We start from the raw sequence: 16874 nt of genomic DNA, 5'->3' as shown, positions 1-16874 counted from the left end.
GAATCCGATGCTTAAATAGGAAATGCGGCAGCTCCCTGCTGCTCCAGCGCAATTTGAAACCGCAGGAAGACGATGACCAGCAACGATCCGCTTCTCCAGCCCTACCAGCTCAAGCATTTGACGCTGAAGAACCGGGTGATGTCGACCAGCCACGAGCCGGCCTATTCCGAGGACGGCATGCCGAAACAACGCTACCGGCTCTACCATGCCGAGAAGGCCAAAGGTGGCATGGCGCTGACCATGACCGCCGGCTCGGCGATCGTTTCACGCGACAGTCCCGCGGCCTTCGGCAATCTGCATGTCTATGATGACCGCATCGTGCCTTGGCTGGCCGAACTCGCCGAGGCCTGCCACGAGCATGACTGCAAGGTGATGATCCAGATCACCCATCTTGGTCGCCGCACCGGCTGGAACAAGGCCGACTGGCTGCCGGTGCTCTCGGCCTCGCCGGTGCGCGAACCGGCGCACCGCGCTTTCCCAAAAACCATCGAGGAGTGGGACATCGAACGCATCGTTGCCGACTATGCGTCGGCCGCGCAGCGCTGTCAGGCCGCCGGCCTCGATGGCATCGAGTTCGAGGCTTACGGCCATTTGATGGATGGCTTCTGGTCGCCGGCCACCAATCATCGCGACGACGAGTATGGCGGCTCGCTCGACAATCGCCTGCGCTTCACCAACATGGTGCTGGATGCGGTGCGGGGAGCGGTTGGCGAGAAATTCGTCGTCGGCATCCGCATGGTCGCCGACGAGGACTTTCCGCAAGGCCTGTCGAAGGAGGAAGGCGTCGAGATCGCCAGGCGGCTGGCCGGCTCCGGCAAGGTCGATTTCCTCAACATCATCCGCGGTTCGATCGAGAGCGACGCGGCATTGACCAAGGTCATTCCGGTTACCGGCATGCGGTCTTCGCCACATCTCGATTTTGCCGGAGAGGTGAGGGCGGCGACGAAGTTCCCGACCTTTCATGCGGCGCGCATCTCCGATGTCGCCACCGCGCGCCATGCGATCGCCACCGGCAAGCTCGACATGGTTGGCATGACCCGTGCGCATATTGCCGATCCGCACATCATCAGGAAGGTGATGGAAGGCCGCGAGCACGAGATCCGCCCCTGCGTCGGCGCCACCTACTGTCTCGATCGCATCTATGAAGGCGGCGAGGCCCTCTGCGTCCACAACGCGGCGACCGGCCGCGAGGCTGAGATTCCGCATATCATCGTCAAGACCGAAGGGCCGAAGCGGAAAGTCGTCGTCGTCGGTGCCGGGGCCGGGGGACTGGAGGCGGCGCGTGTCGCAGCCGAGCGCGGCCACCAGGTCACGATCCTGGAGGCATCCTCGCAAGCGGGTGGGCAGGTACGTCTGGCAACGCAGAATCCGCGCCGCAAGGAGCTGATCGGCATCATCGACTGGCGGCTGGCCGAACTCGACCGGCTCGGCGTCGAGATCCGCTACGACACCTGGGCGGAAAAGGATGATGTTCTGGCACTGGCGCCCGATGTGGTGGTCGTCGCCACCGGCGGCCTGCCGCAAAACCCGCCGTTGACGGCCGGCGACAATCTCGTCACGTCGAGCTGGGACATCATGGCCGGTAGCGTCAAGCCCGCCGAGAACGTGCTGCTCTTTGACGACAATGGCGGCCATCAGGGCATGGGTGCGGCCGAACTGATCGCCAACAGCGGTGCGAGGCTGGAACTGGTTTCGCCGGAGCGTTTCTTTGCCCCCGAAATGGGCGGCATGAACCATGTGCCGTATATGCGCGCTTTTCAGGAGAAAGGCGTCACCATCACCATCAACACGCGCCTGCGCTCGGTGCGGCGCGAGGGCAACCAACTGGTCGCCGAACTCGCTTCGGATTTTGCCGATGGCTGGCGCGGGGAACGCAGGGTCGACCAGGTGGTGGTCGAGCACGGCACGGCGCCGCTCGACGATCTCTACCTCAGCCTGAAGCCGCATTCGAAGAATGGCGGCGCGATCGACTATGAAAGTCTGGTCGGCGGCGGCGACATTTTCCCGGCACGCAACCCCGAAGCAGGCTTCGTGCTGTTGCGCATCGGCGATGCGGTCGCTTCGCGCAACATCCATGCCGCCATCTATGACGGCATCAGGTTCGGCTTGCGGATTTGATGCACGGCCTGCTCAGGCCGGCGCAATTGTTGGCGTCGGTGGCGCGCGGTCGGACCTGCATACGAGAGCCCATGTACGCCGGCCCGGCCGCGCGCCCGCACGTCATTGGCTCACCGCCGGCAACGTGCGATCTCAAAGCTTTGTGGCGCGGACGATGCTCAGACCATCCGGGCGATCGCCATGCACAGCACCGTGACCACCAGCAGCCAGGCAGCGATGCGTTCGCCCATGGCCATTCTGGCGCGCAGTTGCGTTTCGATTTCCGCATTGGCGCCGGCAAGCCGCCGGCTGGGCGCCCTGACCATCGCGCCGAGCACGCCGGCGGCGGCGAAAGCCGCGAGGATGCCGAGTGCAAGCACCATTTCCATCGAGCCGAAATAGGCGCCATGGAAGAAATACCACAGCAGCGCCCCGGTCAGGAAAACCATGCCGGCCGCGCCCAGCTGCGGCTGGATGAAGCGTTCTGCCTTGATCTCGGGATCGCGGGCAAGCGTGACGGTGGTGCCGGCCCAGAACACCCCTGCCATGACGTGAAGACCGATGACGACGATGTAGACATATTGCATGACGGCTCTCCTCTCATCTGCAGGGCATCTAACAATTAGATATCTAACAGTTAGATGTCAATGTATAAAGCGAGAGTCAGTTCCATCTGGGAAAAACACCGTCTAGTGTCCGGCAATGACGCCCTTTGAACGCCCGCCAGTCGGCATGAATCTCGGCCGCACCGCCAAGCTTGTCGCCCAGGCCTTCGACGCCGCTTTGGTCGAAGCGGGCGGGACCTTGCCGGTCTGGCTCACGCTGCTATCGGTCAAGTCGAGCGAACTCGCCAATCAGCGCGAACTCGCCGGCATGATCGGCATTCAGGGCGCGACGCTGACCCACCACCTGAACGCGATGGAAGCACAGGGTCTGCTGACGCGCCGCCGCGATCCCGTCAACCGCCGGGTCCATCTGGTCGAATTGACACAAGCGGGAGAAGCGCTGTTCGAGACGTTGCGGCAGGCCGCGCTTGCCTTCGACAAGCGGCTTCGCACAGGACTGCCCGACGAGCGCCTGGCGGAGTTTGCGCAGGTACTGGCGGCGCTGCGCGACAATGTCGAAAGCTAGGAACACCGAACCATTGGCTCAGTTGTCATAATTCGGGATCGCTCCGAAGGCGTAGTGGCGCAGCTTCAGCGCGGTGATCAGGTCGGTAAGCTTCGTCTTGCCGTCAAAACCGTCCTGGAACATCTCGTCATGCATCAAGAGGATCAGCTTGCCCGGCTTGGCGAAGTGGCCATAGCCGAACAGATGATCGATCTCGCTGACCAGATGATCGACGCTCTGTACCGGCTCGCCGCTGTCCTTGTGCACCCATTCGTGGTCCCAGCCATAGAGATAGAAGCCGGAAGCGGCGACGAACTCGTAGTCGGGGTCCTCGCGGCCGGCTTGCGCGGGCCCGAGCGAGTTGTCGTCCTTTGACATGGAGGGCAGCCGGAACACATCGCGCCCCGGCAGTCGCGCACGCACCGCGGGCTTCAGGCCCAGCACGGCATTCGCCATGAGCATGTCGGCAACCACCCCTTCCGTATCGCCATAGAAGTGCCGGTAGTGATTATAGGCGTGGCTGTAGCTGTGATTGCCGATCGTCACCAGCGGCATCGCCTTGGCGCGCCGCACCAGCGCCTTGTTGGACGCACTGGCCTCGGCATGCATGCCGACCATGAACAGTGTTGCCGGAACCTGCTCTGCCTGCAGCACGTCGAGGATGTTGCTGGTGCCGTTCAGCGGGCCGTCGTCGAAGGTGAGATAGATGGTGCGATCCGCCCCATGGGCTGGCAGCGCGGACATCAGAACGGCCGGCAGGACAAACCGAAAGAATGTCATAAGTTCCAGCGATCCGCTTGCACTTGCGACAGGCCGCCACTTCGGCGGCTGGTTGTCAAGGCGGGCCGTTACGCCAGGCTGCCCTGCAAGACCCGCAGTTTGGCCTTCTTCGGCATGCGGGCGGTCAGCCATTCCAGCGCCTTGTCCTGCGGCATCGGGAAGGCGATGGAATAGCCCTGTACCTGGTCGCAGCCGATCGCCATCAGCGAGTCGAGTTCGGCCTCGGTTTCAGCACCCTCGGCGACGATGGATATGCCGAGGCCGCGGGCAAGCTCGGTGATGGCGCGCACGATCTTCGAGTTGTCGCCATTCTCATGGATGTTCTGGACGAAGCGGCGATCGATCTTGAGCCGATCGATCTCATTGGGATTGACGTGGCTGAGCGACGCATAGCCGGTGCCGAAATCATCGAGCTCCAGATGGACGCCGGCGGCCCTGATGTGACGCAGCTTCGCCGCGATGCCTGTCTTCTCATCGTCGAGAATGACGGATTCGACGATTTCCAGCGACAGTTTCTGCGGCGGCAGTCCGGCCTTTTCCAGCGTCTCGAACAGGAACGCATCGAAATCGTGCTCGCGCAACTCGGTGCCCGAGACATTGACGGCAAGCCGTCCGAAGGCAATCCCGGCGCGGTTCCATTCGGCGGCTTCGTTGATCGCCTTGCTGATGACGATGCGGCCGATCTCCGGCATGAAACCGCATTTCTCGGCGACCGGAATGAACTCGCCCGGCGAGATCATGCCGCGCTCGTGATGGTTCCATCGCACCAGGGCCTCGATGCCGCTGATCGTGCCGTCGGTCAAGGAGACCTGCGGCTGGAAATAGACCTGGAATGCCCGCTCGGAGATGGCGACCTTGATGTCGTGTTCGAGCTGCTTGCGGTAGTCGAGCTCGCGGCGCAACTCCTCCGAGAAGAACGAGAAGTTGCCGCCGCCCATTTTCTTGGCGGAGTATAGCGCCAGATCGGCATGGACGAGCAGGTCCTGCGCGTTGTCGGCGTCGATCGGATAGACGGCGATGCCGCCGCTGGCGCCCGGAAGGATGGTGGTGCCCTGGAAGACGATCGGCTCGTTTATGTGCGCCAGGATGCGTCGCGCGAGCATGTTGATGTCTTCGGTGCTGCCCGCTCCGTTGAGGATCATCACGAATTCGTCGCCACCGAGCCGCGCGCACAGATCCGATGCCCGGCAGGAATCGCGCATGCGCTGGGCCGTGACGACCAGGACATAGTCGCCGGCGGCGTGGCCGAGCGTATCGTTGATCTGCTTGAAGCGGTCGAGGTCGAGCTGGACCACCGCCAGCCGTTCGCGCCGGCGGTGTGCGCCCTTGATCAGCGTGTCGAAATGATCGGTCAGGAAGGTACGGTTGTGCAGGCCGGTCAGGCCGTCATGAACCGCGATGAAGGCCATCGAATTGCGCGCATCGACAAGCTCACGCGTCTTGCGCAGGATCGCGTTGGACATCGGCCTGAAGATAAACAGCGCCACCAGCAGGATGACGCCGAGGGTGGCGTAGAACAGCGTGCGGTGAAGCGCGAGCAGCTTTTCGGAGCGCTCGTCGGCATCGGCACTGATGCGCTGTCCAAGCGCGGCATAGCCCGACAGGGTGGCGTTGGCGACCGAGGCATCGAGGTTGACGCGTTCGGCGCCGCCTTTGTAGCCGTCATTGTCGAGATTGAGTTGCGATTCAAGGGCTGAGATCAGACGGTCGCCATTGGCGATCAGCCCAACCGAGAAGTAATCGAGATGGAAGGGTTTGGCGAAAAGCACGCTCTCGATCGACTTCGGATCGAGCTTGGCCGGCGATTGCGGATCCGCGCCGGTCTGCTCGAGCAACAGATCGTAGTTGGTCTCGAATTCAGCGGTGGCCTGCTTCAGCGCGCTGACCAATGCCGGCCGCTTGTCGCGCGAGGCGGCGCCCGTTGCACTGGCCAGGAAGACGATACGCTGCGACAAGGTCTTCTGCGTGCCGACAATGTCGAGCAAGTTGTTGTTGTGCTGCTGCGTGGCCATCGTCTGCTGCAGCAGGACGAAGGAGGCCGCCACCATGGCGGCAATGATCAGCAGCGCCAGCCAATAGCCGGCCTTGATCAGCAATATGAGCTTGCCTGAAACGGTTTGCACCGGCTGCTGCGACATGTTCGGGGGCGGCCCTCTCGCCAACGGATTCCTGTATGAGCACCATTGAACCGCAAACGTTAACAGGACCGGAAACCGACGGCTGGACGGCAAGGGGATGACGCGGAAAGATCGCGAAATGGTTATCGGCTCGTTTCGCCGCCGGGCTGCATTTGAACATTGGTTGGCGCAAGTGTTCCCAACTGGTGGCCTGGGCTGTGCCCGTGCGTTTCATCTGATGCTGCCCGGCCACCCCATCCGGTCGCTTTTGCGATGGATTTTTTGCGCAGGCGGGACGACAGTCTGGCCACGTCAAACGAGGCCCGATCATGACCGCAGCATTTCTCTCCCATATCGACAGCGAGCTTGCCGGGCTCAAATCGGCCGGCCTCTACAAGTCCGAGCGGGTAATTTCCTCGATGCAGTCGGCACAGATCGAAGTCGGTGGCGAGAAGGTGCTGAACTTCTGCGCCAACAACTATCTCGGCCTCGCCGACAGCATCGACCTGCGAAAGGCGGCCACGCAGGCTCTGGACCGCTATGGCTACGGCATGGCGTCGGTGCGCTTCATCTGCGGCACGCAGGAGGAACACAAGGAGCTCGAAGCGACGATCTCATCCTTCCTTGGCATGGAAGACACCATCCTCTATGGCTCCTGCTTCGACGCCAATGGTGGCTTGTTCGAGACGCTGCTTGGCGAGGAAGACGCGATCATCTCGGATGCGCTGAACCACGCCTCGATCATCGATGGCGTCAGACTGTCGAAGGCTAAGCGCTTCCGCTACGCCAACAACGACATGGCCGATCTCGAGGCACGTCTCAAGGAAGCCAGGGATTGCCGCTTCCGGCTGATCGCCACCGACGGCGTGTTTTCGATGGACGGCATCATCGCCAACCTGGAGGGCGTCTGCGACCTTGCCGACAAATACGATGCCATGGTCATGGTCGACGACAGCCATGCGGTCGGTTTTGTCGGCAGACAAGGCCGCGGCTCGGCCGAGCATTGCGGCGTCGAGGGCAGGGTGGACATCATCACCGGCACGCTCGGCAAGGCGCTCGGCGGCGCTTCCGGCGGCTACACCTCGGGCAAGAGCCAGGTGATCGACTGGCTGCGCCAGCGCTCGCGGCCCTATCTGTTCTCCAACACGCTGATGCCGGCGATCGCCGGCGCCTCGATCAAGGTGTTCGAACTGATCCGCAATGGCGACGCCTTGCGCGAGCGCCTCTATGCCAATGCGGCGCGATTCAGGTCGCAGATGGGCAAACTCGGCTTCACGCTGGCCGGGGCCGACCATCCGATCATTCCGGTGATGCTGGGCGATGCGACGCTGGCGCAAGAGATGGCGGCGCGCATGCTGAAGCGCGGCATCTATGTCATCGGCTTTTCCTTCCCGGTGGTGCCGAAGGGCCAGGCGCGCATCCGCACGCAGATGTCGGCGGCGCATTCCAGCGCCGATATCGACAGGGCGGTCGACGCCTTCGGCGCGGTCGGCAGGGAGCTGGGCGTGATTGCCTGAGCGGCTGGCGCCGAAAAGCGATTCCGGATCAAGAGATTCAAGGGACAAAAGAATGTCGAACATGATGAAGGCGCTGGTGAAGGCCAAGGCCGAGCCAGGCATCTGGATGGAAGAGGTGCCGGTGCCGGAGATCGGCCCCAACGACGTGCTGATCAAGATCAGGAAGACTGCGATCTGCGGCACCGACGTGCACATCTACAATTGGGACCAGTGGGCGCAGAAGACCGTGCCGGTGCCGATGGTGACCGGCCATGAGTTTGTCGGCACGGTGGCCGATTTCGGCGCCGCGGTCACCGAATACAAGGTCGGCCAGCGTGTCTCGGGCGAGGGCCACATCGTCTGCGGCCACTGCCGCAACTGCCGCGCGGGGCGAGGGCATCTGTGCCGCAACACACTCGGCGTCGGCGTCAACCGGCCCGGCGCCTTCGGCGAATATCTGGCGATCCCGCAGCACAATGTCGTGCCGATCCCGGACGACGTGCCGGACGAGATCGCCGCGATCTTCGATCCCCTCGGCAATGCGGTCCACACCGCTCTGTCCTTCGATCTTGTCGGCGAGGACGTGCTGGTCACCGGCGCCGGGCCGATCGGCATCATGGGTGCGCTGGTGGCGCAATGCGTCGGTGCGCGCAAAGTGGTGATTACCGACATCAACCCGGTGCGGCTGGCGCTGGCGAAAAAGCTCGGCGTCCAGCATGTCGTCGACGCCTCCAAGGAAAAGCTGCGCGACGTCATGCCGGCGCTAGGCATGACCGAGGGTTTTGATGTTGGTCTCGAAATGTCGGGCGCGGCACCCGCCTTCCGCGACATGATCGACACCATGAACAATGGCGGCAAGATCGCCATCCTCGGCATCGCGCCCACCGGCTTCGAGATCGACTGGAACAAGGTCATCTTCAAGATGCTGCATCTCAAGGGCATCTATGGCCGCGAGATGTTCGAGACCTGGTACAAGATGATCGCGCTGGTGCAGGGCCCGCTCGATGTGACCGGGTTAATCACGCACCGGATTGGCATCGACGATTTCCAGGAGGGGTTTGACGCGATGAGGAGCGGCAGCTCGGGCAAGGTGGTGATGGATTGGTAGTTTGCCGATAGGAGAGGGGGGCGCCTCGCGCCAGCCTATCAGCTACTTTCCTTCCAAGGCGCCCTCCAGCGCGGCTACTCCGCTGACAATCGCAGCCCGCTCCTGGTGGCTCAACCTCTCCAGCAACTGCCTTTCAAACGCCTTCGCCAGCGGCACCATCTCGCGATAGGCGGTAAGCCCCGCTTTGGTCAGCGCCAGGTGCTCGACGCGCCGGTCGCTTTCATCGGGCGTGCGCGTCAGCCAGCGCCGCCGTTCCAGCTCGGCCACCGCGCGCGAGACCTTGGTCTTGTGCATGGCCGATTGCTCGCCGAGCTCGGTCGCCGTCATCGTGCCGCGCTGGCCGAGGCCTGAAAGCGTGCGCCATTCCGGTCGCGTCAGGCCGTGGCGATCCCGGTAGATCCTGGAGAATTCGCGGCTGACGGCATCGGCAAGCCGGTAGAGGCGGTAGGGCAGGAAGCTTTCCAGCTCCAGAATGTCGGGTTCCATGACGCGCGCCGTGGCCGTTGATAGTTACATTTTCGATGGTTACAGATGAAACCAGTTTGGTCAATATCACCGGCAGACTTGGCATTTTGAAGCTTGGAGCCGGGATCAGGGAGGATCGGATGGCCTTTTCCTACATGCCGGGTTTCGGCAACGATTTTGAGACCGAGACACTCCCCGGCTCACTGCCGCAAGGCCGGAACTCGCCGCAGCGGCCGGCCTACGGCCTCTATGCCGAGCAGCTTTCCGGCTCGCCCTTCACCGCACCGCGCGGCACCAATGAGCGCTCCTGGCTCTATCGCATCCGGCCGAGCGTCAAGCACACCGGCCGTTTCAAGGCAGCGAGCTATCCCTTGTGGAAGACTGCGCCGAATGTCGGCGATCACGAACTGGCACTTGGCCAGTATCGCTGGAACCCGGTGCCGATGCCAAAGGAGCCGACCGATTTCATTCAGGGCATGCGCAGCATCACCACGGCCGGCGACGTGCTCGGGCAGACCGGCATGGCAGCCCATGTCTATGTCGCAAACACATCGATGGTCGACGATCATTTCTTCAACGCTGACGGCGAGTTGCTGGTCGTGCCGCAGGTCGGCGCCTTGCGCTTCGTCACCGAGATGGGCGTCATTGAACTGCGGCCCGGCGAGATCGCCGTGCTGCCGCGCGGCCTCGTCTTCAAGGTCGAGCTCGTCGACGCTGAAGTGCGCGGCTATGTCTGCGAAAACTACGGCGCCAAGCTGACCTTACCTGACCGCGGCCCGATCGGCGCCAATTGCCTGGCCAACCCGCGCGACTTCAAGACGCCCTGCGCCTGGTTCGAGGAAAAGGAGACGCCGTGCCGGCTGATCGTAAAATGGTGCGGCAATTTCCACGTCACCGAGATCGGCCATTCGCCGCTCGACGTCGTCGCCTGGCATGGCAACTACGCGCCCTACAAATATGATCTGGCGACCTTTTCGCCGGTCGGCGCCATCCTGTTCGATCACCCCGATCCATCGATCTTCACCGTGCTGACGGCGCCAAGCGGCGAGGAAGGCACAGCCAACATCGACTTCGTCATCTTCCCGCCGCGCTGGCTGGTGGCCGAAGATACGTTCCGTCCGCCCTGGTATCACCGCAACATCATGAGCGAGTTCATGGGGCTGATCCACGGCCAGTACGATGCCAAGGAGGAAGGCTTCGTTCCCGGCGGCATCAGCCTGCACAATCTGATGCTGGCCCATGGCCCGGATGCGCCTGGCTTCGAAAAGGCCTCGCGCGCGGAGCTGAAACCGGTCAAGCTCGACAACACCATGGCCTTCATGTTCGAGACCCGTTTCCCGCAGATGCTGACCCGCTACGGCGCCGAACTGGAAACCCGGCAGGACAATTACATCGACTGCTGGGCCGACCTAAAGAAGCGCTTCAATGGCACGCCCGAGGGCGACTGGTCTTGAGCGGCAAGCCAATGCCGGACCGGCTGGTGCTGCTGGGCTCGAAGGGCGGCCCGGCGCTGCGGCCAGGCGGACCGTGGCCGAGTTCCTCGCTGCTTGAGATCGGTGGGCGGACCATCGTCGTCGATTGCGGGCTCGGCGTGACGCGCGGTCTGGTCGATGCCGGGATCAGCCTGAAGGCGCTCGACCTGATCTTCATCACCCATCTGCATTCCGACCATTTGCTGGAACTCGGGCCGCTGGTCCACACCGCCTGGACGGCGGGGCTGGCGACACCGGTCAATGTGTTCGGCCCGCCCGGCACCGGCCATTACTGGCGGCGCTTCTGCCAGGCGATGGAGTTCGACATCGAAATCCGCATCGTTGATGAGGGCCGGCCTGACATTCGCGAACTGGTTTCGATCAGCGAATTCGCTGAGGGCCATGTGCTCGATCAACACGGCCTCAAGGTGACGGCGTTGCGCGTCGATCATCCGCCGGTGACCGACTGTTTTGCCCTGCGCTTCGAGCGGGGCGGCAAAAGCGTGGTGTTCTCCGCCGATACGGCTTTCTTTCCACCGCTCGCCGATTTCGCCAAGGATGCCGACATTCTCGTCCATGAAGCCATGTTGGAAGAGGGCATCGAGCGGCTGGTTGCCAGAACCGGCAACGGCGCACGGCTCAGGGAACATCTGCTCGCCAGCCACAGCTTTGCCGAGGACGCGGGACGCATCGCCAGCGATGCCGGCGTGAAGAGGCTGGTGCTCAACCACCTCATTCCCGCTGACGATGCGGAGATCGGCGAGGTCGACTGGCTTGCTGCTGTCAGGAAAACATGGGCCGGCGACTTGACGATCGCCCGCGACGGCCTTGTTGTGGAATTAAGCGGCGCCAAAGCTGCGCAAGGAGAGGAAACCGCATGAAGCTTGCCACATTGAAGGACGGGACGCGCGACGGGAAACTCGTCGTCGTCTCGCGCGACCTGACGCAGTACACCGATGCCTCATTCCTGGCGCGCACGCTGCAGGCGGCCCTCGACGACTGGCGCAGGGTCTCGCCGCATCTCGGCACAATAGCGGAATCGCTGGAGAACAATGCGGTGCCGTCAGCCCGCTTTCACGAGCACGATGCGCATTCGCCGCTGCCGCGCGCCTATCAATGGGCTGATGGGTCCGCCTATGTGAACCATGTTGAACTGGTGCGCAAAGCGCGTGGCGTCGAGATGCCGGCAAGTTTCTGGACCGATCCGCTGATCTACCAGGGTGGCTCGGACTCCTTCATTCCACCGCGCGATCCGATCCGCGTGGCCGACGAAGCTTTCGGCATCGACATGGAAGCGGAAGTCGCCGTCATCGTCGACGACGTGCCGATGGGCGCTAGCCTCGAAGAGGCGCGCGCCGCGATCCGGCTGGTCATGTTGGTCAACGATGTGACGCTGCGCGCGCTCACCGGGCCGGAACTGGCCAAGGGGTTTGGCTTCTTCCAGTCTAAACCGTCCTCGGCCTTTTCGCCGGTGGCGGTGACGCCGGACGAACTGGGCGATGCCTGGGATGGTGGCAAGGTCAGCCTGCCGCTGCTTGCCGACCTCAACGGCAAGCCGTTCGGCCGCGCCAATGCCGGCGTCGACATGACCTTCGATTTTCCGGCGCTGATCGTCCATGCCGCCCGCACAAGGCCGCTGGTGGCAGGCACCATCATCGGCTCGGGCACGGTCTCCAACAAGCTCGACGGCGGCCCGGGCAAGCCGGTCTCGGCTGGCGGCGCCGGCTATTCCTGCATCGCCGAACTGCGCATGATCGAGACCATTGTGTCAGGCGAGCCGAGCACGCCGTTCCTGCGCTTTGGCGACACGGTGCGCATCGAGATGAAGGACAGTACGGGCCATTCGATCTTCGGCGCCATCGAGCAGAAGGTCGAGAAATACCAGGGATAGGGGAATGTAGAATGGCGGGGGAGGCGTTCTATCTGCTGGCCGGTGTCTGCGCGATCGCCATTCTGGTCGTCTTTATCCTGGCGATCCGGTTGAGCTATCGCATCGAGGCGCGCTCGCCGAACCTGATCAACCGCAGTGGCTACTCGCGCAAAGCGATGATGCTTCACACCATCACCAATATGAAGGTCGCACGGGATCCGGAAACGCAAGCCATGCGTCGGCGCATGAACGGGTTGCTGCTAATCGTTCTTGCCGGCTTCGCGATTATGGCGGCAGGCTTGCATCTGACCCGCTCCGCAGGATGAAACCATGACCCTGCTTGACCATCTGCGCCGCATGGCCGGCAACAATCTCTGGTCGAACGCCCGGCTCTATCGCGCCGTGCTCGCGCTCAAGCCGGGTGAGTTCGAGGCCGAGCGCACCAGTTTCTTCCCGTCGATCAAGGCGACGCTCAACCACATTCTCGCGGTCGATCATCTCTATCTCGATTTTCTCGAAGAGGGCGGCGTCGGCGCCGCTGCCCATGATGAGTTCGTGCCCTTCGACGAACCCCACGCGCTGTTTGCCGCGCAAACCGTGGCCGACCGGCGGCTGATCGCCTTCTGCGATGGGTTGAAGGAAGCCGATCTCGACCGCCGCGTCATCACCGACCGGCGCGAGGACGGCATGATTCCCGAACGCATCGGCGACATCCTGGCCCATGTCTTCCTGCACGACATCCACCATCGCGGCCAGGTGCACGCCATGCTTTCCAGCACTTCGGTCGCGCCACCGCAGCTGGACGAGTTTTTGCTCGACTACGACATCAAGCTGAGGAAGGCGGAGATCGAGTGGCTGGGATTGTGACCCATTATTTCTGATACTCAGCCCACCTGGGGCCTAGTTCGTCAAAATCTTCCGCGATACTGACGCTGCCTTTGAAGGCGCCAATGCGGGGCAAAACGCCATTCGTGGCCGGTGACACGAGCCTTGCAACAATTTTCCCATGGCGCGTGAGCGCAATATCCTCACCGCCTCCGCGCGCCTAACGAGCTCCGATAGTTTGGCTTTCGCTTCCGAGATGCATACGTTCGTGGCTAGGACCGGTTATTACCTAAAAAAACGTCATAACCGGTCGAGCCGTAAGCGTCTTGTTTTGCTTCAGGCCGCCTTGCCATCCACCTTGATCACGCCGCGCTTGATCTGGTCCTGCTCGATCGATTCGAACAGCGCGCGGAAATTGCCTTCGCCAAAGCCTTCGTCTCCCTTGCGCTGGATGAACTCGAAGAATATCGGCCCGATCACGGTTTTCGAGAAGATCTGCAAAAGGATCTTGGTCATGCCGCCGTCGACTACGCCTTCGCCGTCGATCAGGATGCCGTGCTTCTTCATCCGCTCGATCGGCTCGTCATGGCCGTTCACGCGGTCATAGGACATGTCGTAATAGGTTTCCGGCGGACCGGGCATGAATTTCAGCCCGTTGGCGGCGAGCTTGTCGGTGGCGGTATAGATCTCGTCGGTGCCGACCGCGATGTGCTGGATGCCCTCGCCATTGTACTTCTTCAGATACTCGGCGATCTGGCTGGTCTCGTCCTTGGATTCATTGAGCGGAATGCGGATCTTGCCGCAGGGCGAGGTGATGGCGCGGCTGACCAGGCCGGTGATCTTGCCGTCGATGTCGAAGAAATGGATCTGCTTGAAGCCGAACAGTTCGCGGTAGAAATCCCACCATTTGTCCATCTGGCCGCGATAGACATTGTGGGTGAGGTGGTCGAGATAATAGAAACCGACGCCTTGCGGCCGAGGATCGCGCGCGCCGAGCCATTCGAATTCGGCGTCGTAGGCCGAGCCCTTCTTGCCGTAGGCATCGATGAAATAGAGCAGCGAACCGCCGATACCGACAATGGCCGGCACGTCGAGCGCCTTGTCGTCGCCTTCGTAAGGCGTGGCGCCCTTAGAGACGGCATGGTCGAACGCGTGCTTGGCATCGACCACGCGCCATGCCATCGAGGCGGCACACGGGCCGTGCTTGTCGGCGAACTCCATGGCATGCGAGCCCGGCTCGGCATTGACGACATAGTTGATGTCGCCCTGGCGCCAGACGGTGATGTCCTTGCTGCGATGCTTGGCGACCGCCACATAGCCCATGCGGGTGAACAGTTCGGCCAGCTTCTGCGGCTCCGGATGCGCGAATTCGACGAACTCGAAACCATCGGTACCGGCCGGGTTGTCCTTGCTGATTTTGGCGGGCGGGGCGTCGTGTGGGAAGGGACCCATGGTATTCCTCCAAAGCTGGCTTGGCCCGAAAAGGCCATCTGACGCCATCATAGCGCGGAGGAGGCGCATGGTGCTTGCATTCAAACGCTTGAAATGATGATGTCATGCGTGAAGCATGCATGTTGAGAGACAAAACCATGGATGAGACGCGCGTTGACCAATTTGACCGCAAGATAATGGCGCTTTTGCAAGGCGATGCGCGGCTGACCAACAACGATCTCTCGGAGCGGGTGAACCTGTCGGCGTCGCAATGCTCGCGCCGCCGCCAGCGGCTCGAAGAGGACGGCTACATCAAGGGTTATCGGGCGGTGCTCGACCGCGACAAGCTCGGCTTCTCGCTGGTCAACGTCATCTCGGTGACCCTGGCCACCCACAATCGCGACAACGCCCAGCGCTTCGGCGAACTGGTGGCGCGGCTGCCCGAGGTGCAGGAGGCGCACGCGCTGACCGGCGAGATGGACTATATCCTGAAGGTGGTGACGCCCGACCTGAAGTCGCTGTCGGAGTTCGTCAACGGCGTGCTCCTGCCGCACGAATCCGTGCAGCATGTGAAGACGGCGATCGTGCTGGAAACGCTGAAGGAAACCGGCGCGCTGCCGATCTAACCCTTCGACTGCTGGATCAGCCCGTACAGATTCGTGCAGCGCGCGCCGGAGCGGCAATAGGCGAACACCGGACCCTCCATTTCGTCCAGCGCCTCGGCCTGGTCCTCGACATTCTCGGCGGTGATCTGGCCGCTGATGACGGGGATATAGCGGAAGGCGAGGCCGGCGGCTTCGACCGCCGATCCGATGCTTTTGGCCGAAGGCTGGCCGGGTTGCTCGTCATCCGGCCGGTTGCAGATGACGCTCTTGAAACCGGCTTCCTTGATGGCGGCGACGTCTTCGGGCTGGATCTGGCCAGAGACCGAATAGTCGTCGCTGATTTCGCGGTATTCCATCGCAGCATCCTCGCAATCTGATTTGCAGGGAGTCTTGCCACTCCCCGACGTGGCCGGCAATCCGCCAGCGGAAATCGTTCTGCAGAGATAGACGTTTCCGGCGAGGATTCCAACGGTCAGGCATCGCCACAGTTCGGGCTGGAAGGCCTCCGCCATTTCCGGGATCGGCGCTCCTCAGCTGCCGAGGATCGCGCCTTTGATCTGGCGGATGTTGTTGTGCATCATGTCGATATAGGTCGATCCTGGGCCATCGGGCTGCGACAGCGCATCCGAGTAGAGCGTGCCGCCCACCTTGATGCCGGTTTCGCTGGCGATCTGTTCGATCAGGCGCGGGTTGGTGATGTTTTCCACGAAGATCGCCGCCGCCTTGTCCTGCTTCACCTGCTCGACCAGCTTGGCGACATCGGCGGCCGACGGTTCGGAATCGGTAGAAATGCCCTGCGGGGCGAGGAAGGTCAGGCCGTATTCGTGTTCGAAATAGCCGAAGGCGTCGTGCGAGGTGATGACGACGCGCTTGGCCTCGGGGATCGACTGGATCGCGGCCTTCACTTCGCCTTCCAGCGCATCGAGCTTCTTGGTGTAGGCGGCGGCATTGGTCTGGTAGCCGACGCAGCCGTCGCTGTCGGCCGCGCAGAAAGCCTCGGCGATGTTCTTCACATAGATCTTGGCGTTGGCGATCGACTGGAAGGCGTGCGGATCGGTAACGGTCTTGCCGCCACCGGTGCCGGCACCTTCGGCCGCGTCGGCGTCGGCGAATTCAGGTTTGAAGTCGATCGGCGTCACGCCTTTGGTCAAGGTGACGATCGAGGCCTTGGTGGCGCTGGCATCGACCAGCCGCTGCAAAAAGCCTTCGAAATGCAGGCCATTGACCAGCACGATATCGGCCTTGGCCATGGCGACCGCGTCGGCCGGGCTCGGCTCATAGACATGGGCATCGCCATCCGGGCCGACGATGGTGGTGATGTCGACACGATCGCCGCCGACATTTTTGGCAAAATCGGCAATGACGGTGAAGCTGGCGACGACTTTCAGCGGCGCCGCGAACGCCGACGATGCGCCAAAGGCAGTTAATGTTATAACGCTCATCGCCAGAGCGGCACGGATGGATCTCAGCATAGGCGGGGTCTCCTTTCGAGGGGCGA

At 62.5% G+C, this 16874-nt stretch carries 17 protein-coding genes; 10 read left to right on the top strand and 7 right to left on the bottom strand.

Annotated elements, in window-relative coordinates; translation table 11 throughout:
• The first annotated feature begins 72 nt into the window (after positions 1–72).
• Complete coding sequence (locus tag D3242_RS18520; protein WP_064984801.1) at positions 73–2118, top strand: oxidoreductase; 2046 nt, start codon at positions 73–75, stop codon at positions 2116–2118.
• A gap of 158 nt (positions 2119–2276) precedes the next feature.
• Here the strand turns inward: D3242_RS18520 and D3242_RS18515 are convergent, their stop codons facing one another.
• Complete coding sequence (locus D3242_RS18515) at positions 2277–2684, bottom strand: hypothetical protein (protein WP_019857511.1); 408 nt, start codon at positions 2682–2684, stop codon at positions 2277–2279.
• A 115-nt stretch (positions 2685–2799) separates the two neighbouring features.
• Here D3242_RS18515 and D3242_RS18510 point away from each other — a divergent pair, with 115 nt between their 5' ends.
• Positions 2800–3228, top strand: a complete 429-nt coding sequence (locus D3242_RS18510) for a MarR family winged helix-turn-helix transcriptional regulator (RefSeq protein ID WP_019857512.1) — start codon at positions 2800–2802, stop codon at positions 3226–3228.
• A gap of 18 nt (positions 3229–3246) precedes the next feature.
• Here the strand turns inward: D3242_RS18510 and D3242_RS18505 are convergent, their stop codons facing one another.
• Together D3242_RS18505 and D3242_RS18500 are read right to left on the bottom strand one after the other, a co-directional pair.
• Positions 3247–3951, bottom strand: a complete 705-nt coding sequence (locus tag D3242_RS18505; protein WP_223217747.1) for a polysaccharide deacetylase family protein — start codon at positions 3949–3951, stop codon at positions 3247–3249.
• 104 nt (positions 3952–4055) lie between these two features.
• Positions 4056–6125 (bottom strand): putative bifunctional diguanylate cyclase/phosphodiesterase, encoded by a 2070-nt coding sequence (locus tag D3242_RS18500; RefSeq protein ID WP_064984797.1) that lies wholly within the window; start codon positions 6123–6125, stop codon positions 4056–4058.
• Positions 6126–6433: 308 nt separating this feature from the next.
• On the opposite strand from D3242_RS18500, the gene D3242_RS18495 reads away from it, so the two are divergent.
• Positions 6434–7621, top strand: a complete 1188-nt coding sequence (locus D3242_RS18495; RefSeq protein WP_064984794.1) for a glycine C-acetyltransferase — start codon at positions 6434–6436, stop codon at positions 7619–7621.
• 52 nt (positions 7622–7673) lie between these two features.
• Positions 7674–8708 (top strand): L-threonine 3-dehydrogenase, encoded by a 1035-nt coding sequence (tdh, locus tag D3242_RS18490; RefSeq protein ID WP_019857515.1) that lies wholly within the window; start codon positions 7674–7676, stop codon positions 8706–8708.
• A 42-nt stretch (positions 8709–8750) separates the two neighbouring features.
• Here the strand turns inward: tdh and D3242_RS18485 are convergent, their stop codons facing one another.
• Positions 8751–9194: a MarR family winged helix-turn-helix transcriptional regulator gene (locus tag D3242_RS18485; protein ID WP_064984791.1), complete on the bottom strand. Its 444-nt coding sequence runs from the start codon at positions 9192–9194 to the stop codon at positions 8751–8753.
• A 119-nt stretch (positions 9195–9313) separates the two neighbouring features.
• Here D3242_RS18485 and hmgA point away from each other — a divergent pair, with 119 nt between their 5' ends.
• From hmgA to D3242_RS18460, 5 genes are read left to right on the top strand one after another with little or no spacing between them, the layout of a single operon-like run.
• Positions 9314–10627 (top strand): homogentisate 1,2-dioxygenase, encoded by a 1314-nt coding sequence (gene hmgA / locus D3242_RS18480; protein ID WP_038652518.1) that lies wholly within the window; start codon positions 9314–9316, stop codon positions 10625–10627.
• Between the two features lie 11 nt (positions 10628–10638).
• The gene (locus tag D3242_RS18475; RefSeq protein ID WP_020628838.1) at positions 10639–11526 is read left to right on the top strand and encodes an MBL fold metallo-hydrolase; all 888 of its coding nucleotides are present in this window, start codon (positions 10639–10641) and stop codon (positions 11524–11526) included.
• The gene (locus D3242_RS18470; RefSeq protein ID WP_038646158.1) at positions 11523–12536 is read left to right on the top strand and encodes a fumarylacetoacetate hydrolase family protein; all 1014 of its coding nucleotides are present in this window, start codon (positions 11523–11525) and stop codon (positions 12534–12536) included. The genes D3242_RS18475 and D3242_RS18470 overlap by 4 nt, the downstream gene beginning before the upstream one ends.
• A gap of 11 nt (positions 12537–12547) precedes the next feature.
• Positions 12548–12841: a hypothetical protein gene (locus D3242_RS18465; RefSeq protein ID WP_064984788.1), complete on the top strand. Its 294-nt coding sequence runs from the start codon at positions 12548–12550 to the stop codon at positions 12839–12841.
• A gap of 4 nt (positions 12842–12845) precedes the next feature.
• Positions 12846–13382, top strand: a complete 537-nt coding sequence (locus D3242_RS18460; protein ID WP_038646160.1) for a DinB family protein — start codon at positions 12846–12848, stop codon at positions 13380–13382.
• Between the two features lie 294 nt (positions 13383–13676).
• Here D3242_RS18460 and hppD read toward each other — a convergent pair whose 3' ends face one another.
• Complete coding sequence (hppD, locus tag D3242_RS18450; protein ID WP_019857523.1) at positions 13677–14792, bottom strand: 4-hydroxyphenylpyruvate dioxygenase; 1116 nt, start codon at positions 14790–14792, stop codon at positions 13677–13679.
• A 137-nt stretch (positions 14793–14929) separates the two neighbouring features.
• Here hppD and D3242_RS18445 point away from each other — a divergent pair, with 137 nt between their 5' ends.
• Positions 14930–15397 (top strand): Lrp/AsnC family transcriptional regulator, encoded by a 468-nt coding sequence (locus D3242_RS18445; RefSeq protein ID WP_027046722.1) that lies wholly within the window; start codon positions 14930–14932, stop codon positions 15395–15397.
• Here the strand turns inward: D3242_RS18445 and D3242_RS18440 are convergent.
• Both D3242_RS18440 and aztC read right to left on the bottom strand, forming a co-directional pair.
• Entirely contained in the window at positions 15394–15732 is a 339-nt protein-coding gene (locus D3242_RS18440) for a protein tyrosine phosphatase family protein (protein ID WP_019857525.1), read from the bottom strand. The genes D3242_RS18445 and D3242_RS18440 overlap by 4 nt on opposite strands.
• Positions 15733–15906: 174 nt before the next feature.
• Positions 15907–16848, bottom strand: coding sequence for a zinc ABC transporter substrate-binding protein AztC (gene aztC / locus D3242_RS18435; protein WP_064984786.1), 942 nt, complete (start codon positions 16846–16848; stop codon positions 15907–15909).
• Positions 16849–16874 lie beyond the last annotated feature (26 nt).

The sequence above is a fragment of the Mesorhizobium jarvisii genome, assembly GCF_003601985.1.
In the GTDB taxonomy this organism is placed as follows: Bacteria; Pseudomonadota; Alphaproteobacteria; order Rhizobiales; family Rhizobiaceae; genus Mesorhizobium; species Mesorhizobium jarvisii.
Note: the sequence above shows the minus strand (reverse complement) of the source record. Positions and strands in the feature narration are given on the sequence as shown.